Below are 23,522 nucleotides of genomic sequence, written 5' to 3'. Positions count from 1 at the left end.
CGGCCATGGTCACTGTCGTGCTGCGATGCTTGACTGTTCTCTGCGGAGGAACTCCGACCGACAGCCGTTGTCGGCCAATGACGACCTGACTGGAGACATACGATGGCAGAGAACAGCCGAATTGCCGATTTCCGAAACATGTCGGTCGGCGAACGCAGGACGGCCGTCGCAGAGACAACCGGGCTCGACACTGAACTGTTCCAGCAGCTCGATGCGAATTCCTTCGGCCCCGAGGATGCGGCCGATCTCAGTGAGAACATCTTCGGAGTGTTCTCGCTTCCTCTCGGCGTGGCCACCAACTTCACGATCAACGGCACCGACGCGCTCGTCCCCATGGCGACCGAAGAGGCATCGGTGATCGCCGCTGCCAGCAATGCTGCACGAATGGCACGCCCGCAGGGCGGCTTCTTCACGAGTTCGAGTGAGCCCATCATGCAGGCGCAGATCCAGCTCATCAATGTGTCGGATCCGCACGCCGCGCGCACCCGAATCCTTGAACGGGAATCGGAGATCATCGACCTGGCCAATGCTCAGGACCCCAAGCTCGTCGAAGTTGGTGGCGGGGTCAAGGGCCTCACGGTTCGTCTCGTCGAAGCACGGACTTCGACCTACGTGCTCGTCCATCTTCTCGTTGATGTGCGAGATGCGATGGGGGCGAATGCTGTGAACACCATGGCCGAAGCGGTTTCCGGCTCCGTCGCAGCCATCGCCGAAGGCGAGGCACTTCTGCGCATCCTCACCAACAAAGCCGACCGTCGACTGTCACGCGCCCGCGCGGTCTTCGACAAGGAGCTGCTCGGCGGTGAAGGCGTCATCGACAACATCCTCCACGCCTACGAACTCGCCGCAGCCGATTCCTATCGTGCCGCCACGCATAACAAGGGCATCATGAACGGCATCTCCGCCGTCGTGCTTGCAACCGGGAACGATACTCGTGCAGTCGAGGCCGGCGCCCATTCCCACGCGGTCGTCGACGGCCGTTACACATCCCTTTCGACCTTCGAGAAGAACGCTGACGGCGACCTGGTCGGGACTCTCGAGATGCCGATGCCCGTTGGGCTCGTCGGAGGAGCCACCAAGGTGCACCCCGCTGCACGCACGGCTCTGCAGATCGCCGAAGTCTCGACGGCCCAAGAACTCGCCGAGATGATCGTCGCCACCGGTTTGGCTCAGAACCTTGCCGCACTGCGAGTGCTCGCCACCGAAGGAGTTCAGCGCGGACATATGTCGCTGCACGCCAAGAACCTCGCCGCCTCTGCCGGAGCGAACGCCGAAGAAGCCGCGATCATCGTGGATCGGCTCATCGAGGAGAAGGCATTCCGCTTCGACCGGGTCCAGTCCATCCTCGAAGAACTCCGATCGGGTGGTTCGCGGTGACGATGGAGCTTCCACAGCAGATCACCCAATCGGACCTGCCGCCCGAAGTCAGCATCTGCGAAGTCAGCCCCCGAGATGGGTTGCAGTCGCAATCACGCATACTTCCTGCAACGGTCCGTCTCGAGCTGATACAGCGTCTTGCCTGTGCGGGCCTGAAGGTCATCGAAGCCGGAAGCTTCGTTTCTCCTCGAGCCGTTCCCCAGATGGCTGATACTCGATCGGTTCTCGACGGGTTGGATGTGGATTCCGACCTCGCTTTCCCGGTTCTCGTCCCGAACCGGAGGGGTCTCGATGATGCCGTGGCGGCCGGAGCCAAAGATGTCGCGGTATTCATCAGCGTCACGGATTCGTTCTCGAGAGCCAATCTGGGCGATTCGCTTCAGGTGACCACCGATCGCAGTCTCGAAACAGCCAGAGCCGCGACTTCCGCGGGTCTTCGCGTGCGGGGGTACCTCTCGATGGTGTTCGGCGATCCCTGGGAGGGGTCGGTCGACCCGGCAGATGTCGCCGCCGCCGCTCGACGGCTGGTCGACGCGGGCTGCTCAACGATCTGCCTGGGCGACACCATCGGGACCGCTACTCCCGGTCATGTGACCGCCGTCCTTGATAGCCTGATCGACGCCGGGATTCCGATCGACCGGGTTGCCCTGCATACCCACAACACCTATGGCCAGGCGCTCGCGAATGTCTACGCTGCGCTCCAGGCCGGAGTACGACAGTTCGATGCATCGGCAGGAGGAATCGGAGGATGTCCATTCGCACGCAGTGCGTCCGGCAATCTCGCCACCGAAGACCTCCTCTGGATGCTCAACGGGCTCGGCATCTCGACCGGAGTCGATATCGAAGCCGTGGCGGCCATCAGTCAGTGGCTGAGCGACGAACTCGGCACCCCGCTCCCATCTGCCACGCCCTCGGCTGTCCTCAGCCGGTAGTCCCACCGTTCACGTTCCCGACAACCGTCGGCCGACAGAAGGCAGGCAATGATGCCGCAATTGCTCGAGGTGTGGAATGACACCGTCGATCCCAAACACCTCACCGGTGGAATAGCCATCGGAGTCGGGATCGCTGTCCCGGCCTACCTAATCGCTGATCAGATCTTTGCTTCCAGAGGTGATGGAACTCTGGGGCACTCGTATGCGCTGCTCGTCGGCATCGTCGGCTGCATCGTCGGTGCAGTGATCGCCGGGTTCCTATTCAAACCGAAGCGCGTGATCACGACTGCCGGCGCCGACACTCGGAATCGCCAGGAGATCATCAACGAGATCGTCGACGAATACGGGGATCTCGGTGACCCACGAGAACTCGGCCCTTCGGTCCAGGAAGAAGTCCGTGCCCTCGGCCTCTTCGACGCTCTTGTCGAAAACCACGAGACGCGAGCTCAGGAGAAGGGCGGGCACAAGTGAGCGCAGAACTCATCGAGCCCATTCTGTGGGCAATCGGGATGGCGGTCCTCGCCGGAGTGCTCTTCACCGGCATCGGGTTGATTTCCGGCACAGATGAAACCGCGATCGTTGCCCCACTGGCGCTGCTGGTGATACTCATCGGCGTTCCTCCGGCCGGCGTCATCGCGTTCTTCCTCGCGGCGATCATCGCCAAACACATCTCCCACGCCGTGCCCACGACGCTGCTCGGCATACCGGGGGATACCACCGCCGTGCCGATGCTGCGCGAAGCTCAACTTCTGCGGTCCCTGGGTGTCCCTCATATCGCATTGCGAAAAGCGATCTCCGGTGGTGTCATCTCGGTTGCGATAGCAGTTCCGCTCTCGATCGTCTTTGCGCTCGTGCTCACCCCCTTCGCCGACGCGATCGGTGCCGCCGCCCCATGGATCTTCATCGCCGCTGCAGTCCTAGTCGCCTACACCTCGAAGGGAAAGCTGGCCGCGGTCGTCGCCCTCATTCCCTTCGTTCTGATCATCGTCGGCCTGCAGGCGTTCATCATGGAGCAGAAGGAAGCGACTTTCACGACTTCGTTCTTCCTCGGCATTGCCACCGGCCCGCTCATCTTCGACCTCCTCTCAGCGCTTTCGCCTGTTGGCCGCCGGGCAATGCGACAGGAGGGAAAGCGGGAGTTCAACCTCGCTCCCGACGTGCGCTCGAGAGACGGCAAGCGTCTGCCCAACCCCTTCAAGACGCTGAGTGGGAAGCAGCTCGCTTACACCAGCGGCTCAGCGGCGATCACCAGTGCCACCTTCGTGTTCTCACCTGTGGCGATGGCCGTGCTCATGGGCGAGATCGTCGGCAGCCGAATCAAGAACGGCTACGAACGTCTGACGACTGTCGTCACTGTCAGGAATGGAACTACGGAGTCGACCTACATCGCGGAGACCCTCATTCCGCTCATCGCAATCGGTCTGCCGCTTTCGCCGATGGCCGCCGGTCCGGCTGCGCCGCTGTTCAACGCTCCGCCGGTGTACACGCTCGACGCCGAGACGGGAGAGACGAACAATCTCCACGACCTGCTCACGACCGGGCAGTTCGCACTCTTCGCCGTGATCGCGGCGATCATCGCCATCGTCATCGCCTACCCCTTCGTCATGACAAACGCCCACCGGGCAGCGACCTGGGTGATGCGATCCGTCTCCCACGAAGCGATCATCGCCGGCTTCGCCTCGCTCATCTGCGTCATCTGCCTCTATGAGGGCGGACTGCTGGCCCTGGGAGTGACGCTCACGGTCGGACTCGTCGGGGGCCTATTCAACCGATTCATCGGCATGCACGCAGGAGTCCAATTCATGGGCTACTACGTCGCCGCCCTCACCGTGCCCGCCCTGCTGGCGCTGTGAAGACCGCGCCTTCCTCTCCTTCCCTCACCGAGGCGGGTCCACCGGTCACCGATATTGGGCGGTGACCCGACGAATGACGGCGACCACCTCGGCGATGGCGGAATCGTGAGCGGCGACGATCGGATCACGGCGGGACGTCGTCCGCGGTTGGGCGGCCCGGGACACGAGAAGCACGTCGCGACGGCAGGCGCTCAGGGGCATCGGGATGATCTCGATGTCCGGGTCGGTCGAGAGTGAGGATTCGGGGATCATCGCCACCGCCAGTCCGGCTGAGATCATCCGATTGATGGCCGCATAGTCGTCCATACGCATCCCCACCCGGGGTTCGAACCCGGCAGCGACGCAGAAGGAGCGGACCACCTCGTCGATGGCGTCACCCGGGTCGATGCTGAAGGCCCAGGTCTGGGACACCAGGGCCGTGAGATCGGGCAGACCGTTGTCATCGACGGCGATGGCACCGATGGATTTCGGCACGCACAGGCTCAGCTGCTCCGAATAGAGGGGACGGGCGGAGAGCGATACGGGGATCCACGTCTTGTCGATGTCGGTGGAGACCAGCAGCGCGAGGTCGAGGTCACCGGCCTCGAGCCGCGAGACGAGTTCCGCGTGCTCGTCCATCGTCACGTCCAGAGCCGCGGTCGGAGCCTCGGGGTGAGTGCCCTGGGTTCCTCCGTCGGCTCCGGCCACCGCCTCGTCGCGGGTCTGCCAACGAGGCCGTTTCTGCAGGTCATGGTAGAGCGGCGGGATCAGCCTGGCGCCGACTGTGGGCACCGCCCCGATCTTGACCGGCACTGCTTGGGACTCCCTCCACAGGGCCACTTCGGTGCCGAGGCGATCGCACAGTCCGAGGATCTCCGTCGCCCGCGCCACGACGAGGCTGCCCACTGCGGTCGGATGCGAACCGCGGGGACTGCGCACGATGAGCGTCGATCCCAACGTCCGCTCGAGATTGCGCAGGTGATGGTTGACCGTCGGTTGGCTCCAGGCCAGGGCAGCGGCCGCAGCCGCCACTGAGCCGGAATCGGCGATGGCACGGAGAGCCACGAGTCCTCTTGTATCCAGTGGATCCATCATTCTCCCGCAAACAGCTCAATAGTGTGTATAGAGCAGTTTAGGAAAGTTGCTATTCTCCCGGCAAGGGTCGGCTTCCTACTCTGGGACTATGACCGTCCAACATGATTCCCCCATGTCCCCGGCTCCGGAAGCGTCGTCGACCCCCATCGGCCCAGCGAACCCGGAACAGGCCCGCGCGCCCTACGCCGAGGCCCTGGCACAGGCAGCGAATCGCGATTCGCTGTTCCTGTCCACCCCCGGACACGGTGGCACCCGAACGGGAATCTCTGCCGGTCAAGCCGAATTCTTCGGCGAGCACACCCTCTCCCTGGACATCCCCCCACTCTTCGACGGCATCGACCTCGGTGCCGACACCCCGAAGGACGAAGCTCTCGCCCTGGCTGCCGAGGCCTGGGGCGCCAAGCGCACCTGGTTCCTCACCAACGGCTCCTCGCAGGGCAACCGGATGGCCGCACTGGCCATCGGCACCCTCGGCCGCGGAGTCATCACCCAGCGCAGTGCGCATTCGAGCTTCATCGACGGCATCGTGCTGGCCGGCCTCAATCCCGGTTTCGTCTACCCCAATGTCGACGAGGTCAACGGCATCGCCCATGGCGTGACCCCCGATTCGCTGCGCCGGGCGATCCGCAACCACCCCGATGAGGTCAGCGCCGTCTACCTCGTGACCCCGAGCTACTTCGGTGCCGTGGCCGATGTCGAATCCCTCGCCGAGGTGGCCCATGAAGCCGGTGCCGCACTCATCGTCGATGCCGCGTGGGGCGCCCACTTCGGGTTCCACTCGGACCTGCCGGCGTCCCCGGTGACCCTTGGTGCCGATATCGTCATCATGAGCACTCACAAGCTCGCCGGTTCACTCACCCAATCCGCGCTCCTTCACCTCGGCGACACCGAATTCGCCGATCGGCTCGAACCGGCGCTGGCCCGAGCGTTCATGATGACCGCTTCGACGAGCGAGAACGCGCATCTGATGGCCTCGATCGACCTGGCGCGCCGTGAGCTCATGACCTCGACCGAGGCGATCACGGAGTCGCTGGAGAACATCCGCCACATCCGCGCGCAGATCGAGGCGACCGACCGCTATCACCTGCTGTCCGGCGAGTTCCTCGGCCACCCCGACGTCGTCGACATCGACCCGTTCCGCCTGCCCATCGACATCACCGCCACCGGCCTCGACGGACACACCGTCCGCAAACGCCTGGCCGAAGAGTTCGACATCTTCCCCGAGATGTCGACAGCGACGACTCTCGTCGCTCTCATCGGCATCGGCAAGTCCCCGAACATCGGCCGCCTCATCGATGCCCTGGAGACACTGCGCATCGAAACCGCGGACGCCGGCACGGCCGTCGGCGACGGACGAGTCTCCGTGCGCACGGCACTGCCTCCGCTGCCGACAGCCGGCCGGTTGGCGATGACGCCGCGTGAAGCATTCTTCGCTGACTCCGAACTCGTCTCAGCCGCCGAAGCCGTCGGACGAGTGAGTGTGAGTTCGCTGGCTGCCTATCCTCCCGGCATTCCGAATGTCCTGCCCGGCGAGGAGATCACCGTCGAGACCATCGGCTTCCTCCAGGCCGTGGCAGCGAGCCCCTCCGGTCACGTCCGCGGTGCCGTCGACCCCGGTCTCGAGACCTATCGCGTCATCAGGAACTGATCTGCGCGCAGTCACCGTCCGCACCGTGCTCGTCGGCCTCAGCCGACAACGCCACTGGACAATTGACCCTGCGAATTAAGTTATATCTTTTTTGCGTATTTTCTGGACCACTGGACAGATTTCAACGAACACTTCTGCCATCGGACACATCTGCCGTGAACTGTGTCACAATTTTTATTGACATGCCTTTCGTGCCGCGTAAGGATGTTCTGCATTGTCGAAATCCGACAGCAACTGCCGCGCAGAGTTCGCACCATTCCGGCGACTCGGCCCTGCAACTTGCCTAGCAGCAGCTGAAACGAGGAACCTCTGATGCCAGAAGGCCACGACAGATTCGCGCAGAAGGACAAGAAGCCGTCGCGCAAGGAACGGCGTGCAATCAAGAAGCAGAGACGGTTCGAAGCCGATGACTGCATCGTCGTCGAAACCAAATCGATCCGCACCGCCATCGGCGGGACCACGGTCGGCAACTTCATGGAATGGTTCGACTTCGGCGTCTACGGCTACCTCGCTTTGACGGCTCATCCGATTCCAGGGTGTAGTCGCGGTCTGAAGCCGCCGGTCTCGAGCAGGGACCTGGCGATGTAGTTGGTGAGGTTGCGGAACCCGAGGGCTGAGCCGCGGAGGTGTTCGAGCCGGCCGTTGATCGCCTCCGTAGGCCCGTTGCTGGTGCCGGGGCGGTCGAAGTAGGCCAGCACGTCGGCGGCCCGCTTCTTCAACGTCCGGCCCAGCGTGATGACCTCGATCAGCGCGGCCGGGACGCCGTCGCTGACCGACTCGATCAGCTTGGTCATGAGCTCGCGGCCCTGGCGTCGGTCCTCGTGGCGGTAGGCCGCGATCATCCGCTGATAGATCCCCCAGGTCGCCTCGACCTGCACGTGCTCATCACCGGCGAACAGTGCCCGTAGTCGGCTGGCCTGCTTGTCAGTGAGCAGCCCAGCACCGGTGTGCAGCGTTCGCCGTGCGGAGTAGAGCGGGTCACCCTTGTGGCCGCGGTGACCGTGGATGGCCTGCTGGACCCGGCGTCGACACCGGTCCAACGCGTCGCCGGCCAACCGGACCACGTGGAAGGGATCCATGACCGCGACAGCGTCGGGGAGCTCCTCGGTGGTGGCGGTCTTGAAGCCGCTGAACCCGTCCATCGCGACGACTTCCACGCCGTCACGCCAGGTGTCGCTCCGGGTGGCGAGCCAGGTCTTGAACACCTGCTTCGAGCGACCCTCGACCATGTCTAGGAGCCGTGCCGGGCCGGTGCCATCACGGATCGGGGTGAGGTCGATGATCACGGTGACGTACTTGTCGCCACGCCTGGTGTGGCGCCACACGTGTTCATCGACGCCAACGACTCGGACACCCTCGAACCGTGCCGGGTCGTCGATCAGGACCCGCTTGCCCTCGGCCACGACGGCGTCGTTAGCGGTGTCCCAGGCAACCCCGAGACCCTCGGCGACCCGGGCGACGGTGAGGTGAGCGATCACGATCCCCTCAAGTGCCCACCGCAGCCCGCGACGCGAGAGCTTCGCCCGAGGTTCGGCCGCCCGGGAGGTGTCTTGGCGCCACACGTGCCCGCAGCCAGCGCATCGGTAGCGGCGGATGGTGAGCAGCAGCGTGGTAGGTCGCCAGCCGAGTGGTTCGTGGGCCAGCTGCCTGGTGACCGTGTCCCGCGGGGTTCCTTCGCAGCCGCATCGGCGGCACCACTGGTCGGCTTCGGCGACCCGGCACGCGACGACCGCACGGTCGGACTCGAGGCGTTGGCCGGTGACGACGAGGCCGAGCTCGTCGAGTCGGCAGAAGGTGGTCAGATCTGGGTGGGCGAACGCGCGTGAGCGGTCGCCGGCGGTAGCGTCGGGCACGTCGAGGTCTTTCAGGATGAGCGTGTAGGAGCCTTCATCCTCGGGAGACCTCGACGTCTATCCCGGGACCGCCACGCCAACGCCTGCTACACCCACAACCGGGATGAGCCCCTATGGCGCTTCACAACCGTGGTACACGAGAGCACGCATGGTGCGGCTCCTTCGGTGGGTGGGCTGCCGGCCGGGGGCCGGGTTCGGTGCGGGTCGGTCTCAGAAGGCGCTGGCGGCGGCTTCGGCGACGGCCTGGTCTTGGTCACCGGTTCCTCCGCTGACGCCGACGGCGCCGACGACCTGGCCGTCGCGCTCGAGCGGGATGCCACCGGCGAAGATCATCACCCGACCGTCGTTGGAGGCGTGGATGCCGTAGAACTGCTCACCGGGTTGGGCGAGGTCGCCGAGGTCTTTGGTGGCTGTGTCGAACGCGCGGGCCGTGAAGGCTTTGTTGATCGAGATGTCGATGCTGCCCAGCCACGCTCCGTCCATCCGTACGTGAGCGACGAGATTGCCGCCGGCATCGACGACGGCGATGTTACTGGGCTGACCCTGCGTGCTGGATTCAGCTTCTGCTGCCGCGATGACACGTTTGGCGTCGTCCAACGACAATGTAGGAATTGATAGCATCAATTGCTCCTTCGAATGTGGCGTGCGCTTTGTGGCTCGAGCCGCTCCAGAGCCGCCCGTTGGTTTGCCTGTTGAGTTTGTGACCGACAGCGCTCGTGTTGTGGTTCGCGTTGCGAACGTGCGTGAGCGGACTACGGGAGCTTGGACGCGAGGACGTCGGCCGGCAGGATCTCGGGTGCTGCGCTGAGGAGGTGCTGGTTGGCCGTCAGGGCTGCGACGATGGCGCCGTTGGCGTGGGCGTCGCGAGCGGCCTCGTCGTGGAATGCATCGAAGATCCAGAAGGTGTCGGCGTGGGTCCTGACCGCGAACCAGACAATCGTTCCTACTTCTTCGTTGGCGAGTGCGACAGCGCCGGCGAGCAGATCGGCGAGCGCGTCGTGCTGTCCATCGGCCGCGACGATCTTGGCGACGAAGGCATACGGAAGTGATGCGGGTGTTGACATGAGGGACTCTCCTTGAAGTCGTGATTCTTCGTGTGACGAGTTCAGCGTATGACGAGCGAGGGCCGGTGGGTAGTGGCGTATACGGCAGTATTGCTATTGTTTACGTCATGCGTATCGGACTGATCGCGATCGACGGCTGCTTCGGTTCGGCTATCGCGTCGATCATCGACATCGTGCGGGTAGCCGACGGAGCCCGCGGTGATGTCGACCCGCGGATCGACCCGATCGAACTCGCCATCCTCGGACCGAAACGGCGAGTGACCACGACGGCATCGATGACCCTGTCGGTGGACCACCCGCTGTCGGAGTCCGCAGAGTTCGACGTGGTCGTCGTCCCTGCGCTTGGAACCCTTACGGCCGCCGCTACCAACGACGCCCTCCAGAGCCGAGATGCTCGTTCGGTCATCGCCTCGCTCGGGCGCCTCGACGAGGCGACCACCCGGATCGCCGCGGCGTGCACCGGCGTGTTCGCTGTCGCCGAGACCGGACGGATGCATCATCGGCGGGCGACGACCAGCTGGTTCCTGGGGCCGGAGTTCCTGAAGCGCTATCCGAGCGTCGCCCTCGATCTCGACACCATGGTCGTGGTCGACGGGAACCTCGTCACCGCCGGCGCCGCGTTCGCCCACATCGACCTCGCGCTCTCACTCGTGCGATCGATCAGCCCCGACCTGGCCCAACATGTCGCCAAGCTCCTCATCATCGACGAGCGTCCGTCGCAGGCGGCCTTCGTCGCCTACGAAAATCTCCGGCACGAGGACTCGATCGTCGTCGAGTTCGAACGCTTCGTGCGCGCCCGACTGGACGAACCGTTCAACGTCGCCTTCGTCGCGCAGTCGCTCGGCACCAGCCGGCGCACCCTCGAACGACGAGTCCGTGCGGCGCTCAACCTCACTCCGCTCGGGTTCGTCCAACGGCTTCGCATCGAACGAGCTCGGCACCTCTCAGCAACCACGGATCTCACCTCCGCCGAGATCGCGCTACGGGTCGGCTACGCGAACGCCGAGACTCTGCGCTCCCTCCTGCGTAGGGAGCGACGCCGTTCCTGACCTATCGCCATGCCTGTAGCCGGTGTGCTAGTGCTCGACTGGAACCACCTCTCAGCACGTCGCGTCGACGCTACTGCGTCGCCCCTGGACGACCCACTCGACACGCCCGCAGCACAGGCCATGTGACGTGTCCCGGCTTCCCGGACGGTCGGGGTCGGGTGGCTGTGATGTGTCGCTGCGTTCTCGTCGAGGGGGTCAGCAGACTCGATCAGGGTCGATTGGGATGAGACGCGAAGGCGGTCAGGTCAGGGCGGCCGAAGCCGGCCGGCGGGGTAGCGTCGGTCACGTCGAGGTCTTTCGGATGGATGGCGTAGGAACCTCCATCGTCGGGAGACCTCGACGTCTATCTGCGGACCGACGCGCCCGGCCGACCTACACCCTCATCTGGGAAGAGCCGCTTTGACTATGAGGACCGTCTTCACCGAAGGCATGGACGAGCAGATGGGCCTGCTCGTCACTTTGTTCGGCTTCGCGGTCTCGTTCCTCGTTCGTCCTCTTGGCGGCATGGTGCTCGGACCACTCGGCGACAAGATCGGTCGCCAGAAGGTCCTCTTCTTCACGATGGCCACGATGGCCACCGCCACGGCACTGATCGGCGCGCTGCCCACCGCGGCCCAGGTCGGTCTATGGGTCATCATCCCGCTCTACCTGCTCAAGATGATCCAGGGCTTCTCCACCGGCGGCGAATACGCCGGTGCCACCACCTACGTCTCCGAGTTCGCCCCGGACAAGTCTCGCGGCTACTGGGCGTCGTGGCTCGATGTCGGCTCCTACCTCGGATTCGCCGCCGGCGCCGGCACCGTGGCCATCACGACCGTCGTCACCACGTCCATCAACGGCGAGAACGCCATGCTCGACGGCGGCTGGAGGATCCCGTTCCTCATCGCCATCCCGCTCGGCGCCGTCGCCATCTGGTTCCGCCTGAAGATCCCCGAGACCCCAAGCTTCGAGTCGAGCGAAGAAGCCGGCCGCGACATCAAGGTCAAGGACGACAAGTACGCTCGCCACGGGCTCATCGGCGTCGTTCGCCACTTCTGGAAAGAGATCCTCATCGGCATCGCCGTCGTCGCAGGATCGCAGACTGTCGGCTATGCGCTCACGAGCTTCATGCCCACCTACTTGGAAGAGACCGTCAAGGTCTCGAACGTCCAGGCAGCTGCGGCCACGATCCCGGTCCTCGTCGTCATGTCTGCCTGCCTGCCGCTCATCGGCAAGCTCTCAGACAGACTGGGACGCAAGTTCGTCTTCATGGCGGCCGCGATCATGACGATCATCCTCATCATTCCCGCCTTCGCCGTCATGCAGATCGGTGAGATGTGGGCGGTGATGGTCGCTCTGTTCATGGTCGCCCTGCCAGCCGGGTTCTACATCGCCTGCCTGGCCTCGACGCTGCCCGCCCTTTTCCCGACCGCATCTCGCTACGGCGCGATGGGCCTGACGTTCAACCTCGGTGTCTCCCTGTTCGGCGGCACCACGCCGCTGGTCGCCCAGGCACTCATCGACGCCACCGGCAACTCGTTCATGCCCGCGTTCTACATCCTGTTCTTCTCGGTCGTCGCGCTCGTCGCCGTGCTCCTCATGAAGGAATCCGCGCACAAACCGCTGCCGGGGTCGTTCCCGACCGTCTCCACCCATGAGGAGGCCGAAGAGCTGGCTCGGACCCAGGCGGAGAACCCGGATATGGACATCGAGGCGATGCCGATCGTCGACATCGACCCCGACAAGGCACCTGCCTGATCGAGATCCACACGCGATCGGGTACTCGATCTGATCACAGACAGCGACACCGGGCCGTCCCGACAGGGGCGACCCGGTGTCGCTTTACTCCCGTGCCGATTCCACCTGACACGGCAAGGTAGAGTCCGGGTGAGCGGGGAAGCGCTTGAAGAAGTAGAGGTTCGACGTCACGAGTTCGGCCGCCTCGGCGGAATCGCCCGCCTCGATGAGGTCGACGATCCTCGGCAGCTCACGGGCGGAGTCGACGGTAATGGTCCCGATCTGGTCCTGGTGTCGGTAGAGGCGCGACTGATCACGCAGTCGCAGGCTGATCGCGGCTGCGCGCGCACCGAGCCCGTGTTCGAGCAGAGCTTCGTGGAATCGGCGATCCTGGGTGTAGAACTCGGCGATCTCACCGCTCTCGGCCGCCGCCACGGTCGCCTCGGCGAGTTCGCGCAGACGGTTGACCGCGCCGGCTTTCGCCGTTGATTCGGCGAGCTCGCGGGCGGCCGGAACAGCGAGGAGGACACGGATGCGGATGATCTCCTCAAGGTCCGCCTCGGTGACGGGGACGAGACGGAAGCCCCGATTGGGCACAGCCTCGACCGTTCCTTCGGTCACGAGCGCCATCATCGCCTCACGAACGGGACTGAGAGAGATGCCAAGCTGCTTGGCCAGCCGGGCGGCCGAATAGATCCGGTCTTCGGCGAGCTCACCGGAGATGATGGCATCGCGAATGATCGCCAGCGCCTGCTCGCGCAGCGACTCGGTCTGCGGTCTCATTCGCTCCATCACGTTTCCCTCCCTCACCTCACTGTGCACAATCGGCTTCCATCGGCTATTGACAGCATAACCGCGAGATCGCACGATAGAGGCAGGTAATCGGTAACCGATTACCCAGTGTCGCTCCCCTGTCGGAGCCGTTCCTGCAACGAAGGAGGAACCCATGACCGCCGATCCCCAGCTCGGCACGTCCGCCGATCCGCTGCTCCAGCCCTTCGACCTCGGAGGCCTGACCCTGCGCAACCGCATCGTCTCGACTTCGCATGAGCCCGCTTACACCGAGCTCGGCATGCCGAAGGACCGTTACCGGCTCTATCACCGGGAGAAGGCTCGCGGCGGAGTCGGGCTGACGATGATCGGCGGCTCGGCCGTCGTGTCCAAGGATTCCCCGGCCGCCTTCGGCAACATCGATCTGTCCACCGACGAGGTGGTGCCCTGGCTCTCAGCGATCGCCGAAGACTGCCACGACGAGGGCGCAGCGGTCATGATTCAGACGACCCACTTGGGGCATCGCTCTTCGAACTTCGCGGGTGACTGGCTGCCCCTGGTTTCGACTTCGCGAACGAAAGAGGCAGCGCACCGTTCGTTCACGAAGGCCATGGAAGACTTCGACATGGATCGCATCGTCGCCGACTTCGCCGCCGCGGCCGCCCGCGTCGCCGCCGCCGGTCTCGACGGCCTCGAGGTCATGCACGCCGGGCACCTGCTCGACGCGTTCCTCGCTCCGTGGCTCAACGACCGCGACGACGAGTACTCCGGTGAACTCGAGAACCTGATGCGGTTCCCGCTGCGCGTCATCGACGCGGTCCGGGCGGCCGTGCCCGAAGACTTCCAGGTCGGCATCCGCATGGCCGTCGACGAACGCCGCGACGATGGCATGGACGAGGCCCGGGCCACCGAGGTCCTCCAGACCTACACCGCGCATGGCATCGACTTCCTCAGCCTCAACGTCGGGCTGATCAGCTCCGACCGGGAACTCGCCGAGGCAATCCCGGGCATGGGCACACCCGCGGCACCGTGGCTCGACACCTGCCGCCGCATCCGGGCCGCGATCGACATCCCGGTCCTCCACGCCGCCCGCATCGCCGATGCCGCGACCGCCCGGTTCGCCCTCGAGGACGGGTGCCTCGACCTCGTCGGTATGACCCGCGCGCAGCTGGCCGATCCGCATCTCGCACGCAAGATCGCCGAGGGGCGGGAGGACGACATCCGCCCCTGCGTGGGCGCGAACATGTGCCTCGACTCGATCTACACCTCAGGCTCGGCGACCTGCATCCATAATCCCGCCACCGGTCGCGAAGCCGAACTGCCGCAAGAGGTCCCCCACGACGCTGAGGCGGCTCCGAAGCATGTCGTCATCCTCGGTGCCGGCCCGGCCGGGCTCGAAGCCGCCCGTGTCGCTGCCGTCCGCGGGCACCGGGTGACGCTGCTCGAGGCCGATGACGCACCCGGCGGGCAGGTGCGCATCGCCGCTCGTTCGCAGCGACGCCGCGACCTCATCGGCATCATCGACTGGCGCGTCCAGCAGTGTAAGAAGCACGGGGTCGATCTGCGGCTGAACACCTTCGCCGAGGCGGACGACATCCTCGCGCTCGACCCCGACGTCGTCATCGTCGCCACCGGAGGGGTTCCTGACGCCGGGTATCCCTTCCGTGAGCAGGGCCCAAGCTTCGACGTCTGGGATGTCATGGACGACCGGCTCAAATCGAAGCAGCGGGTGCTCGTCTTCGACGACCACGGGTTCTACCCTGCCCTCGACGCCGTCGAACGATTGGCTCGGGGAGGTCAGCAGGTCACCTACGTCAGCCCCGAACGCACGATCGGCATCGATGTGGGGTCGATGAACTCCCCCGCCTATCTTCAGGTGTTCTCCGAATTCGGAGTCGAGGTCCGCCTCGGCGAGCGCCTGACGGAGAAACCGCGGATCGAGGGAAAGGAGATCGTGGCGAGGCTGCGCAACGACTATTCGGATCGGGAGACCGAGGTCATCACCGATGCCGTGGTCGTCGATTTCGGGACGACACCGAACGATGAGGTCTACTTCGAGCTCAAATCACAGTCGTCGAATCACGGGGCGACGGACCTTGAGGCGTGGGTGCGGGGACAGCCGCAGCCGGATTCCGGCGCCGACCCGCAGAGCACATCCACCGGCTCCGAGGCGGGGCCGAAGTTCGCGCTCTACCGGATCGGTGACGCCGTCGCCTCCCGCAATGTGCATGCGGCCGTGCTGGAAGGACTGAGAGTGGGAATGGGGCTGTGAGTGGCCCAGTGACGACGATCTGCACAAGCATCGATTTCCATACTGCCGGCGAACCGTTCCGGATCGTCGCCGAACCTCCGGTCGAAGCCCCCGGCGGGAGCGTGGCCGAGCGGCGGGAACTGGCCGTGCCGGGCTCGGAGGTCGATGATCTGCGCAGGCTGCTGTGCTTCGAACCTCGCGGTCATGCGGACATGTACGGCGGCTTCATCACCGCCCCCGATGATGACGGTGCCGATTTCGGGGTCCTCTTCTGGCACAAGGACGGGTTCTCCACGGCCTGCGGCCACGGGACGATGGCGCTCGGGGCGTGGGCGGTGTCGACTGGGCTCGTTGCGGTCAACCCGTCCGGGACTACAACAGTGACGATTGATGTGCCCTCGGGGAGGGTGCAGGCTCATGTGCACACGGACGGCAAGGGACGGGCCGCCGCGGTGGATTTCGTCAATGTGCCCAGCAGGCTCATCGGCACGGACATTTCGGTTCCCACGAGCCGAGGACCGGTGAGCATCGACCTCGCCTGGGGTGGGGCGATCTATGCCCTCGTTGACGGCGCGCAGCTCGGTATGGCGCCACCGGGAGGCTCAGATGACAGCGGAACAGGCGGCGGGAGCAGCGGTGTGGTTCTGTCGGAGAATCTCACCGCGCTCATCGGGCTCGGCCGTGAGATCAAGGCGGGTCTGGCCGGTCGCCCGCAGACCGTGCATCCGGACGACGATCGCCTCTCCGGCGTCTACGGCACGATCTTCGTCGACCGATTCGGGACCGTGCCCGACGGGGCGCTGCACCAGCGCAATGTCACGATCTTCGCCGATGGTCAGGTGGACCGCTCTCCCTGCGGTTCGGGAACAGCGGCTCGTTTGGCCGCTCTCCATGCCACCGGTGAGCTTCGACCCGGGCAGACGCTGGTCCATGAGTCGATCGTCGGCACGCGTTTTCGGGCGAGAGTGCTCGAGGAGACCGCTGACGGCGTCGTTCCGGTCGTCAGCGGCAGTGCTCACCGCGTGGGCACCGCGACCTTCGAGATCGACCCGCTCGATGACCTCGTGCCCGGGTTCGTGCTGCGGTGAGCCGTCCTGGACTACTTCGTCGATTCGAAGTTGAGAACATCCAGCGCCCCGATCTGAATCTCCTCGCGACCTCTGCGCTCAAAACAATGCCTGCTTGACCCGTTGCAGAATCGCTGACCGAGTTATTCGAACCGCCGCCGTGCCAAGACCAATCCTGACCCGAACGTCACGGCAATGCCGAATATCACCCAGGTGACCCAGACTCGTCCAGAAGAAGCATTGTCGAACAGACCGGGCAGCAGCAGTATGAAGATTCCTGAAAACACTGCCAAACCGAATATGAGACCAGCCAGTGCATATGGCTTCGACATATCACCCTCACCCCCAGTTGAAGCTGCCTGCCGTCGTCACGGACTCACCGCCCACGTTCGCGTATCCGCACGCTGCAGAAGCCGCTCTTCTGACCAAAGATCTCGATCGTCAGCAACCTTACCGTCGATGCAGCCGCCGTGCTCGGCATCTCCGGCATCTTGCATGGGCACATGTCAACTGGCGCCGTCGATCACCGCTCGACGACGAGGTCGGTCAAGGGAGTCGAACAGCAGGGCAGGAACTTTCCGGCCGCGATCTCCTTGGGGCGGATCCTTCCGGCATGCTTCATCTCGACCTCAGCGCAAGCAGATGTGCCTACCACTTTGCACAAGGTTTCTAGCACGAGCTTCGTTGACAAATCCTGCGTGAAAGAAGTCAAGCAGGCTTACGAGAAGGTCGGGCAAGAGGCGAGTGCTGACGACCTCGAGATCTGTAAAGGGAATGTGACCGTCGAAGAAGGATCTACTGAGACAGTCGATGTCGGAGAGGCCAAAGCACTCGCTGCTACCCAAGACATGAGCAAGCACGAAACTGCTCAAGTCGTCGAAGCGGCCAAAGCTGGAAAGATCAAGAGCCGGAAATGGAAGCATGCCTACTGGGGTGGCTCCAATTACGAGAAGCATGCTGGCAGAACATACTGGAACGGTTCTCAGGCTTGGGTGAAGAAATATAAAGGTAAGACTGGGTACCACACTTGCCACTCAGAAGGCTCATGGCAGGTCGGCGGCTAAGATTGAATCACTTTTGGAGGCAGTCAGGACGAGACGGATGCAGGTGAAAGACATGGCGACCGAACAGCGTGAGCGATTCATGTCGGCGTCAGAGTGGAAATTCATTGGCTTCCTCGTTCTCGCTTTCTTGCTGACTCCTATCTTTTATGGCCTTCCGCTGCTTAGCCCATTGTTCGCTTTGAGCACGAGCGTCAGGACGCACAGAACGAAAATGGTGTGGCTCTGGGTCGTCGCTTCGCTCCTAGTATTGATGTCGATCGCACCGTTCATCCTCAAACTCGCCAGACTGAGCAACTTCGTCGTTGACTGACGATATGGTGCGTCACCGTTAGTGCACAGTCAGTGCGCGCCCGAATACAGCGAACCTCAACGTAAGCGACCTCAGCAAGATCGACACCCTGCCGACCCTTGCAGCGCTCTGTCGATGCCGACGCGGCACGCTCCACTCCATCACCGTCGAACCCACTACCGACACCAGCACTCTCCGCGTATGCGCCCGCCGCGGCGATGGATCGAAGAACGCGCTGTACGCGAAGATCCAGCAGCAGGTCGCCGACGACGCCCCCATCGTCCCCGTCGCCTACCAGAAGGCGCTGGACGGGGTGAGCAAGGACGTCGTCGGCTTCCGACCCTATGTGCGCGGCACCTACGGCCTCAAGGAGACGAAGCTCAAGCACTGAACGACGGACTCACTCACCTCTCGACGACGAGGTCGGTCAAGGGAGTCGAACAGCAGGGCAGGAACTTTCCGGCCGCGATCTCCTTGGGGCGGATCCCTCCGGCATGCTTCATCTCGACCTCACCGCTGACCAGCACGGACTTGCAGGTTCCGCAGGCGCCTTCCGAGCAGGATGAGGGCACCGACAGTCCAGCGTCCAAAGCGGAGTCAAGGACGGTCGTGGACTCATCGCAGTCGACCACGCGCCCCGAGACCGCGAATTCGACCGCATGGCTCACACCGGTGGGCCCGCATGCGCCGGCCCCGGCTCCCGCGGCCCTCGCCCTCGCTTCGGCCCCGGCCAAACGATCGGCCGGTGAGGTGGCGAAGACGAACGACTCCTCATGCGTCCGAGCCTGCAGCACTCCCGCCTCGGCGAGGAGGGGACGCACCGCGTCCATGTACGGACCTGGGCCGCAGACGAAGGTCTCACGCTCGGCCGCGTCGGGGACGACCTCTGCGAGGGCGGCCGCATCGATCCGCCCGCGCCGACCCGTCCACGTCTCCGTCCCTGCGTCCCGGGAGCAGAGGATGGTCACGCTGACCCCGGCGACCTCGGCGAGCTGTTCGAGTTCGGCACGGAAGATGATGTCGGCCGGCGTCGAGGCACTGTGGACGAAGACGATGTCGGTGCCGAACCCTCCCTGGCGGGCCAGCAGGCTGCGCACCATCGACATGATCGGGGTGATCCCGGAGCCCGCGGAGAGGAAGAGGTGGCGTTCGGCCTGGTGGAACCTCGTGCTGAAAAGCCCGTAGGGCCCGTCGACGTGGAGATGATCGCCGAGCTGAACGCTGTCGTGCAGGTAAGTCGAGACCACTCCCCCGGGCACGCGCTTGACCGTGATGGTGAAGATGTTCGTGCCGAAGGGTGCCGAGGAGATCGAATAGCAGCGCTCACATCCGAGCTCGGGGAAGCGCATCGTCACGTACTGTCCGGGGGCGAAGTCGACAGCGGACATCCACCCCGCCCGCAGCTCGAAGGTCTTCACGTCATGGGTGACCTGAGTGATGCCGGTGACCTCGACGGGTCCAGTGAGCAGTTCCGGATCGAGCGGCTCCGCCACGACGGCCAGCTGGCCGGTCTGGGCGGGCGGGACCGCCGGAGCGGCCAGTCCCGCCTGCACGGGCCAGTCGGCCCATGCCCGCCCGGTCCTCGCGGGCACACGGAAGGTCGCCTTGCCTGCCGGTGATTCTGCCACCGGACCCCCTGCCGAAGTGACCGCCGCAGATGCTGCGTCGACGAGCCTGGAGGCAAGCGTCGAGTGACGGTACCTCATCGCTGCGCCCCCTTCTCCTTGTGCGCCTTGAGCTCCTTATGCACCTTGAGTCGTTCGATGTACCAGGTGACGAAGTCATCCACCTGCGATTCGGTCGGTGCGTACGGGCCGGGTTCATACGCCGGCGACGAGATTCCCAGATGCCCGCGTTCGCAGAAGGTCGCGTCCTGTTCGTTTGTCTTGATCCACACCTTCGTGAGGTTGTCGAGATCGTAGTCGACGCCTTCTTCCGCATCGGCATGGACGAGCCAGGTCGTGCGCACCAGCGTCTTGTCCTCGGCCAGCGGCAGCAGGCTGAACGTCACGACATGGTCGCCCATCGCGTGGAACCACATGTTCGGCTGCACGTGCAGCGAGGCCCGACCGAGGACGAAGGTGTCGAGGTCACCTAATAATTTCGCCGAGGCGGCCGAACCGTCCATCGTGTACGACTCGCCCAACCCGTCGAGAGCGGCCCGTTCGATCCGGAAGCCCGTCGGCCGTCCGCTGAGTTCCTCGACGAGGGCATAGGGCAGTCCATTGCGGTCGCAGTTGGCACGCAGCTGCTCCTCGGCATCGAGGTAGCGTTGGTAGGCCGGCTGCAGACGCTTGGGGATCTCCTCGGGTTCGTAACCGTAGGTGGGAAAGAATGTGCAGGTCAGCTCCGGGTGGCCGGCTTCGCAGTGGTAGCACTCGCGGTTGTTCTCCATGACGAGCTTCCAGTTCGAGTCCTCGATGAGGTCGCTCTGCGCGGCCACCTTCGTCGCGGCGATGTCATGCCCTGCCAGATAGGGTTCGATGACATTGGCCACCTCGTCGATGTCATCGGGAGGGGTGGGGCTGAGGCAGATGAAGATCAGCCCGCCGATGACGCGAACGTTCACCGAGCGCAGCGAGAAGCACGTCCGATCGAAACCAGGAGCCTGGACGCCCGCGGAGATGAGCTCGCCTGCCGGGGTGTAGGTCCACTGGTGGTAGCCGCACACGATGTTGCCCACCGAACCGGACAGGTCGCCCAGCAGCCGAGTGCCCCGGTGACGGCAGACATTGTGGTGGGCGCGGATCTCCTCATCGTCATCGCGGATGACGATGACCGAGTAGGTGCCGATGTCGATCGTGAGGTAGTCACCGGCTTCGGGCACTTCGGCGGTCGAGGCGACGAAGATCCAGGTCGAAGCGAAGATCGCCTCGATGTCGCGTGCGAAGAACTCCGGGCTGATGTAGAACGGCGCCGCCAAGGAGTAGCCGGGTACGCGTTCGTCGATGAGTCGGTCGATGTCGGTCCTGCCGTGCCCGCCCGATCCAGCGGCCATGCCCGGGCCGCTCACTCCGGAATCGGTTCTCTTCTGCTCTGGGGCCAGAGTCAATTCGTCCACCACCTCGTCGTGATCGTCTCGGCCGTTTCTCCTGCCGGCCCCTTCGCCGGCCGCGGCCCCGGAGTCTGTGCTCCTTGCCCCCAGTGTCCGCCAGAGGTTTGCTGAAGAAAAGCGAATCTTCTTCATCCGAAACGTGCAATACTATTGCATGATCGATCCGCGTCTCCACGTCCTTCGGGTCCTCGCCGAAGTCGGCACCCTCACCGAGGCGGCGCACCGCCTCGGGTACACGCCCTCGGCCGTGTCCCACCAGCTGAAGTCCCTGTCGAAAGATCTCGGCGTACGCGTCGTCGAACCTCGCGGCAGGGGCCTCGTCCTCACCCGCGCCGGCCAAGTTCTGCTCGAGCGTTCGCAGGAACTCTTCACCCGGTGGGAGGAGATCCGCGGCGAACTCGACGGTCTCGATTCCGGGCTCGACACGCGGAGCAGGCGGCTGCGTCTGTGCGGGTTCTCCACTGCCGCGGCGACCCTGCTGCCGCCGACCGCCCTGGCGGTGCTGGAACGGTTCCCCGGCGCCGAGGTGACGATCAGCGAAGCCGAACCCCAGGAGTGCTTCGATCTGCTCGTTGCCGATCATGCCGATGTCGCCGTCGTCGTGGCCACCGACCCGCTGCCGCCCCGCGGTGACTCTCGCTTCGAACAGTCCGCGCTCTTCAGCGATCAGCTCGATCTCCTCGTCCCCTCGGGTCATCGCCTGGCGAACCGGGCAGCGGTGCCGCTGAGTGAAGCCGCCGAAGAATCGTGGATCCTCGACCGCCCCGGCTCGCCGTATCACCGCTTGGTGCGCACGGCCTGCGCGGCGGCGGGCTTCCAGCCGGATCACGCCCACCAATCGCGGGAGTGGGAGACCGGCGCGGCCCTGGTCTCGGCGGGGCTCGGCGTCGCACTCATCCCGCGTCTGGCCAGGCTGCCCGACGGATTCGACGTCGTGCGGGTCCCGCTGCGCGGTGACCCCGTCCCCTCGCGAAAGATCCTCACCGGCATCCGATCCGGCTCTGGCACGCAGCCGATCATCGCCGCGGCACTGGCCACCCTCGAGTCGGTGTCCGCCGACGTGGTCCAACGGGCGAAATGACATACTGACCAGGCGCATCGGATACGAGGAGAATCATGGAAACTGGGCAGCTGCGGCGGACGATCGGACTGAGCGAACTCGTCTTCTTCGGTCTCGTCTTCATCGGACCGGCGGCCGCCGTCGGGGTCTTCGGCACCCTCGACGCCCGCTCCGGAGGTGCTGTCGCGCTCGTCTACATCGTCGCCACGGTCGTCATGGCCTTCACCGCGGTCAGCTATATGCGCATGTCACGCGAGGTCCCGCGCGCGGGCACGGTCTTCGCCTACGCCTCGGCGGGCATCGGGAAGCCGGCCGGCTTCATCGCCGGGTGGATGATCCTCCTCGACTATCTCTTCATCCCCTCGGTCGCCTACCTGTTCACCGGAATCGCGCTGAACTCGATCTTCCCGGCATTGCCCGTCTGGGTGTTCGTGGCCGTGGCCGTCGTCCTCACCACCGGCCTCAACCTCGCCGGGGTCAAGATCGCCTCGCGCGTGATCACCGGGGTCGTCCTCGCCGAGGTGGCCGTCCTCGCGCTGGTCCTCGTCCTCGGCATCGCCTATCTGGTCTCGCATGGTCCGACCCGCGGGTGGCTGACCCCGTTGACCGGGGTCGACGCCTTCTCGATGACGGCGGTGCTCGCGGCTGTGTCCGTGGCGGTGCTGTCCTATCTCGGCTTCGATTCGCTCGCGACCTTCTCCGAGGAGGCGAAGGGCGGACCGCGCATCGTCGGACGTGCCACTCTCATCTGCCTGATCCTGGCGGGAGTCCTCTTCGTTGCCCAGACCTGGGTGGGCAGTCTCCTGTCACCGCTGTCACCGGCGGATCTGCAGGCCGATCCCTCGCTGGAAGGCGCCGCGTACTACAACGCGGTCGATGCGACGGTCGGTCCGTGGCTGCACTGGCTGCTCGCCTTGGCCAAGGCCGTCGGCGCGGCGTTCTCCGCGATGATCGGTCAGGCGGCCGGCTCCCGCATCCTCATGGACATGGGCCGGGCTCGGCAGGTCCCGAAATTCCTCGCCGAGGTGGCCCCGAGGACCGGTGTGCCATGGAAGGGCATCCTCGTGGCTGCGGGCGGAAATGTCATCGTGGCCGGGTGGGCGGCGACCCGTGCCGATGGCCTCGACCAGCTCACCTCGATCGTCAACGTCGGAGCGCTGAGCGCGTTCGTGCTTCTTCAGGCCTCGGTGGTCGGCTTCTTCCTCATCAGGAAACAGGGCAGCGAGGCACCGGATCGATTCAAACACGGTGTTGTTCCGATCATCGGTGCCGGACTGCTCATCGCCGTGCTCGTGAGCGCGAATCCTCTGGCGCTCCTCATCGGAGGAATCTGGCTGCTCATCGGCATTGCGGTGTTCGCGGTGAATAACCGGCGGCGAATCCGCGGCTGAGCCGCCTC

The 23,522-nt window shown here is 64.8% G+C and carries 21 protein-coding genes and 1 pseudogene; 14 read left to right on the top strand and 8 right to left on the bottom strand.

The window, feature by feature from the left end; all coding sequences use genetic code 11:
* Positions 1-102 precede the first annotated feature (102 nt).
* The 4 genes from ACSE4D_RS08795 to ACSE4D_RS08780 are packed head-to-tail and all read left to right on the top strand — an operon-like array spanning position 103 to position 4,162.
* Positions 103-1,377, top strand: coding sequence for a hydroxymethylglutaryl-CoA reductase, degradative (locus ACSE4D_RS08795; RefSeq protein WP_436327087.1), 1,275 nt, complete (start codon positions 103-105; stop codon positions 1,375-1,377).
* Between the two features lie 2 nt (positions 1,378-1,379).
* On the top strand, positions 1,380-2,309 hold the full coding sequence (locus ACSE4D_RS08790) for a hydroxymethylglutaryl-CoA lyase (protein ID WP_436327086.1): 930 nt from the start codon (positions 1,380-1,382) through the stop codon (positions 2,307-2,309).
* 48 nt (positions 2,310-2,357) lie between these two features.
* Positions 2,358-2,780: a hypothetical protein gene (locus ACSE4D_RS08785; protein ID WP_135537779.1), complete on the top strand. Its 423-nt coding sequence runs from the start codon at positions 2,358-2,360 to the stop codon at positions 2,778-2,780.
* The gene (locus tag ACSE4D_RS08780) at positions 2,777-4,162 is read left to right on the top strand and encodes a tripartite tricarboxylate transporter permease (RefSeq protein ID WP_135537778.1); all 1,386 of its coding nucleotides are present in this window, start codon (positions 2,777-2,779) and stop codon (positions 4,160-4,162) included. The genes ACSE4D_RS08785 and ACSE4D_RS08780 overlap by 4 nt, the downstream gene beginning before the upstream one ends.
* A 45-nt stretch (positions 4,163-4,207) precedes the next feature.
* On the opposite strand, the gene ACSE4D_RS08775 is transcribed toward ACSE4D_RS08780, so the two are convergent.
* Entirely contained in the window at positions 4,208-5,206 is a 999-nt protein-coding gene (locus ACSE4D_RS08775; protein ID WP_240689584.1) for a LysR family transcriptional regulator, read from the bottom strand.
* Positions 5,207-5,324: 118 nt separating this feature from the next.
* On the opposite strand from ACSE4D_RS08775, the gene ACSE4D_RS08770 reads away from it, so the two are divergent.
* Positions 5,325-6,884 (top strand): aminotransferase class I/II-fold pyridoxal phosphate-dependent enzyme, encoded by a 1,560-nt coding sequence (locus ACSE4D_RS08770; protein ID WP_135537777.1) that lies wholly within the window; start codon positions 5,325-5,327, stop codon positions 6,882-6,884.
* A gap of 312 nt (positions 6,885-7,196) precedes the next feature.
* Entirely contained in the window at positions 7,197-7,472 is a 276-nt protein-coding gene (locus ACSE4D_RS08765; protein ID WP_135537776.1) for a hypothetical protein, read from the top strand.
* Here the strand turns inward: ACSE4D_RS08765 and ACSE4D_RS08760 are convergent.
* From ACSE4D_RS08760 to ACSE4D_RS08750, 3 genes are all read right to left on the bottom strand, one after another.
* Positions 7,406-8,737: an ISL3 family transposase gene (locus ACSE4D_RS08760; RefSeq protein ID WP_135537775.1), complete on the bottom strand. Its 1,332-nt coding sequence runs from the start codon at positions 8,735-8,737 to the stop codon at positions 7,406-7,408. The two genes, ACSE4D_RS08765 and ACSE4D_RS08760, sit on opposite strands and share 67 nt — an antisense overlap.
* 210 nt (positions 8,738-8,947) lie before the next feature.
* Positions 8,948-9,358: a GlcG/HbpS family heme-binding protein gene (locus ACSE4D_RS08755; protein ID WP_135537774.1), complete on the bottom strand. Its 411-nt coding sequence runs from the start codon at positions 9,356-9,358 to the stop codon at positions 8,948-8,950.
* A gap of 131 nt (positions 9,359-9,489) precedes the next feature.
* Positions 9,490-9,801, bottom strand: coding sequence for a putative quinol monooxygenase (locus ACSE4D_RS08750; protein WP_135537773.1), 312 nt, complete (start codon positions 9,799-9,801; stop codon positions 9,490-9,492).
* Positions 9,802-9,908: 107 nt separating this feature from the next.
* On the opposite strand from ACSE4D_RS08750, the gene ACSE4D_RS08745 reads away from it, so the two are divergent.
* Both ACSE4D_RS08745 and ACSE4D_RS08740 read left to right on the top strand, forming a co-directional pair.
* Entirely contained in the window at positions 9,909-10,850 is a 942-nt protein-coding gene (locus ACSE4D_RS08745) for a GlxA family transcriptional regulator (RefSeq protein WP_135537772.1), read from the top strand.
* Between the two features lie 405 nt (positions 10,851-11,255).
* Positions 11,256-12,587 (top strand): MFS transporter, encoded by a 1,332-nt coding sequence (locus tag ACSE4D_RS08740; RefSeq protein WP_135537909.1) that lies wholly within the window; start codon positions 11,256-11,258, stop codon positions 12,585-12,587.
* A gap of 84 nt (positions 12,588-12,671) precedes the next feature.
* On the opposite strand, the gene ACSE4D_RS08735 is transcribed toward ACSE4D_RS08740, so the two are convergent.
* The gene (locus tag ACSE4D_RS08735; protein ID WP_240689583.1) at positions 12,672-13,349 is read right to left on the bottom strand and encodes a GntR family transcriptional regulator; all 678 of its coding nucleotides are present in this window, start codon (positions 13,347-13,349) and stop codon (positions 12,672-12,674) included.
* Between the two features lie 163 nt (positions 13,350-13,512).
* Here ACSE4D_RS08735 and ACSE4D_RS08730 point away from each other — a divergent pair, with 163 nt between their 5' ends.
* Both ACSE4D_RS08730 and ACSE4D_RS08725 read left to right on the top strand, forming a co-directional pair.
* Positions 13,513-15,609 carry an FAD-dependent oxidoreductase gene (locus ACSE4D_RS08730; RefSeq protein ID WP_135537769.1) on the top strand — a complete coding sequence of 699 codons (2,097 nt, stop codon included), beginning with the start codon at positions 13,513-13,515 and terminating at the stop codon, positions 15,607-15,609.
* Positions 15,606-16,676 carry a proline racemase family protein gene (locus tag ACSE4D_RS08725; RefSeq protein WP_240689582.1) on the top strand — a complete coding sequence of 357 codons (1,071 nt, stop codon included), beginning with the start codon at positions 15,606-15,608 and terminating at the stop codon, positions 16,674-16,676. Before ACSE4D_RS08730 ends, ACSE4D_RS08725 begins: the two co-directional genes overlap by 4 nt.
* A gap of 502 nt (positions 16,677-17,178) precedes the next feature.
* Here the strand turns inward: ACSE4D_RS08725 and ACSE4D_RS08720 are convergent.
* Positions 17,179-17,316, bottom strand: a pseudogene (locus ACSE4D_RS08720) (hybrid-cluster NAD(P)-dependent oxidoreductase); the annotation flags it as partial.
* 37 nt (positions 17,317-17,353) lie between these two features.
* Here ACSE4D_RS08720 and ACSE4D_RS08715 point away from each other — a divergent pair.
* Positions 17,354-17,719 (top strand): hypothetical protein, encoded by a 366-nt coding sequence (locus ACSE4D_RS08715; protein WP_135537768.1) that lies wholly within the window; start codon positions 17,354-17,356, stop codon positions 17,717-17,719.
* Between the two features lie 52 nt (positions 17,720-17,771).
* On the top strand, positions 17,772-18,029 hold the full coding sequence (locus tag ACSE4D_RS08710; protein ID WP_135537767.1) for a hypothetical protein: 258 nt from the start codon (positions 17,772-17,774) through the stop codon (positions 18,027-18,029).
* 383 nt (positions 18,030-18,412) lie between these two features.
* Here the strand turns inward: ACSE4D_RS08710 and ACSE4D_RS08705 are convergent, their stop codons facing one another.
* Positions 18,413-19,636: a hybrid-cluster NAD(P)-dependent oxidoreductase gene (locus ACSE4D_RS08705; RefSeq protein WP_240689581.1), complete on the bottom strand. Its 1,224-nt coding sequence runs from the start codon at positions 19,634-19,636 to the stop codon at positions 18,413-18,415.
* A 74-nt stretch (positions 19,637-19,710) separates the two neighbouring features.
* On the bottom strand, positions 19,711-21,060 hold the full coding sequence (locus tag ACSE4D_RS08700; protein ID WP_346763069.1) for an aromatic ring-hydroxylating oxygenase subunit alpha: 1,350 nt from the start codon (positions 21,058-21,060) through the stop codon (positions 19,711-19,713).
* Positions 21,061-21,217: 157 nt separating this feature from the next.
* Between ACSE4D_RS08700 and ACSE4D_RS08695 the strand changes: the two genes are divergently transcribed.
* Both ACSE4D_RS08695 and ACSE4D_RS08690 read left to right on the top strand, forming a co-directional pair.
* On the top strand, positions 21,218-22,144 hold the full coding sequence (locus ACSE4D_RS08695) for a LysR family transcriptional regulator (protein WP_135537765.1): 927 nt from the start codon (positions 21,218-21,220) through the stop codon (positions 22,142-22,144).
* Between the two features lie 35 nt (positions 22,145-22,179).
* Complete coding sequence (locus ACSE4D_RS08690; protein WP_135537764.1) at positions 22,180-23,514, top strand: APC family permease; 1,335 nt, start codon at positions 22,180-22,182, stop codon at positions 23,512-23,514.
* Positions 23,515-23,522: the final 8 nt, after the last annotated feature.

It is taken from the genome of Brevibacterium sp. FAM 27836 (assembly GCF_051351055.1).
Lineage (GTDB): Bacteria > Actinomycetota > Actinomycetes > Actinomycetales > Brevibacteriaceae > Brevibacterium.
This window is presented reverse-complemented; position numbering and strand designations above follow the sequence as displayed.

Coding starts and splice junctions, on each gene's coding strand:
- ACSE4D_RS08795 (WP_436327087.1), top strand. CDS start 103: ATGGCAGAGAACAGCCGAATTGCCGATTTCCGAAACATGTCGGTCGGC.
- ACSE4D_RS08790 (WP_436327086.1), top strand. CDS start 1,380: ATGGAGCTTCCACAGCAGATCACCCAATCGGACCTGCCGCCCGAAGTC.
- ACSE4D_RS08785 (WP_135537779.1), top strand. CDS start 2,358: ATGATGCCGCAATTGCTCGAGGTGTGGAATGACACCGTCGATCCCAAA.
- ACSE4D_RS08770 (WP_135537777.1), top strand. CDS start 5,325: ATGACCGTCCAACATGATTCCCCCATGTCCCCGGCTCCGGAAGCGTCG.
- ACSE4D_RS08765 (WP_135537776.1), top strand. CDS start 7,197: ATGCCAGAAGGCCACGACAGATTCGCGCAGAAGGACAAGAAGCCGTCG.
- ACSE4D_RS08755 (WP_135537774.1), bottom strand. CDS start 9,358: ATGCTATCAATTCCTACATTGTCGTTGGACGACGCCAAACGTGTCATC.
- ACSE4D_RS08750 (WP_135537773.1), bottom strand. CDS start 9,801: ATGTCAACACCCGCATCACTTCCGTATGCCTTCGTCGCCAAGATCGTC.
- ACSE4D_RS08745 (WP_135537772.1), top strand. CDS start 9,909: ATGCGTATCGGACTGATCGCGATCGACGGCTGCTTCGGTTCGGCTATC.
- ACSE4D_RS08740 (WP_135537909.1), top strand. CDS start 11,256: ATGAGGACCGTCTTCACCGAAGGCATGGACGAGCAGATGGGCCTGCTC.
- ACSE4D_RS08735 (WP_240689583.1), bottom strand. CDS start 13,349: ATGAGACCGCAGACCGAGTCGCTGCGCGAGCAGGCGCTGGCGATCATT.
- ACSE4D_RS08730 (WP_135537769.1), top strand. CDS start 13,513: ATGACCGCCGATCCCCAGCTCGGCACGTCCGCCGATCCGCTGCTCCAG.
- ACSE4D_RS08710 (WP_135537767.1), top strand. CDS start 17,772: ATGGCGACCGAACAGCGTGAGCGATTCATGTCGGCGTCAGAGTGGAAA.
- ACSE4D_RS08695 (WP_135537765.1), top strand. CDS start 21,218: ATGATCGATCCGCGTCTCCACGTCCTTCGGGTCCTCGCCGAAGTCGGC.
- ACSE4D_RS08690 (WP_135537764.1), top strand. CDS start 22,180: ATGGAAACTGGGCAGCTGCGGCGGACGATCGGACTGAGCGAACTCGTC.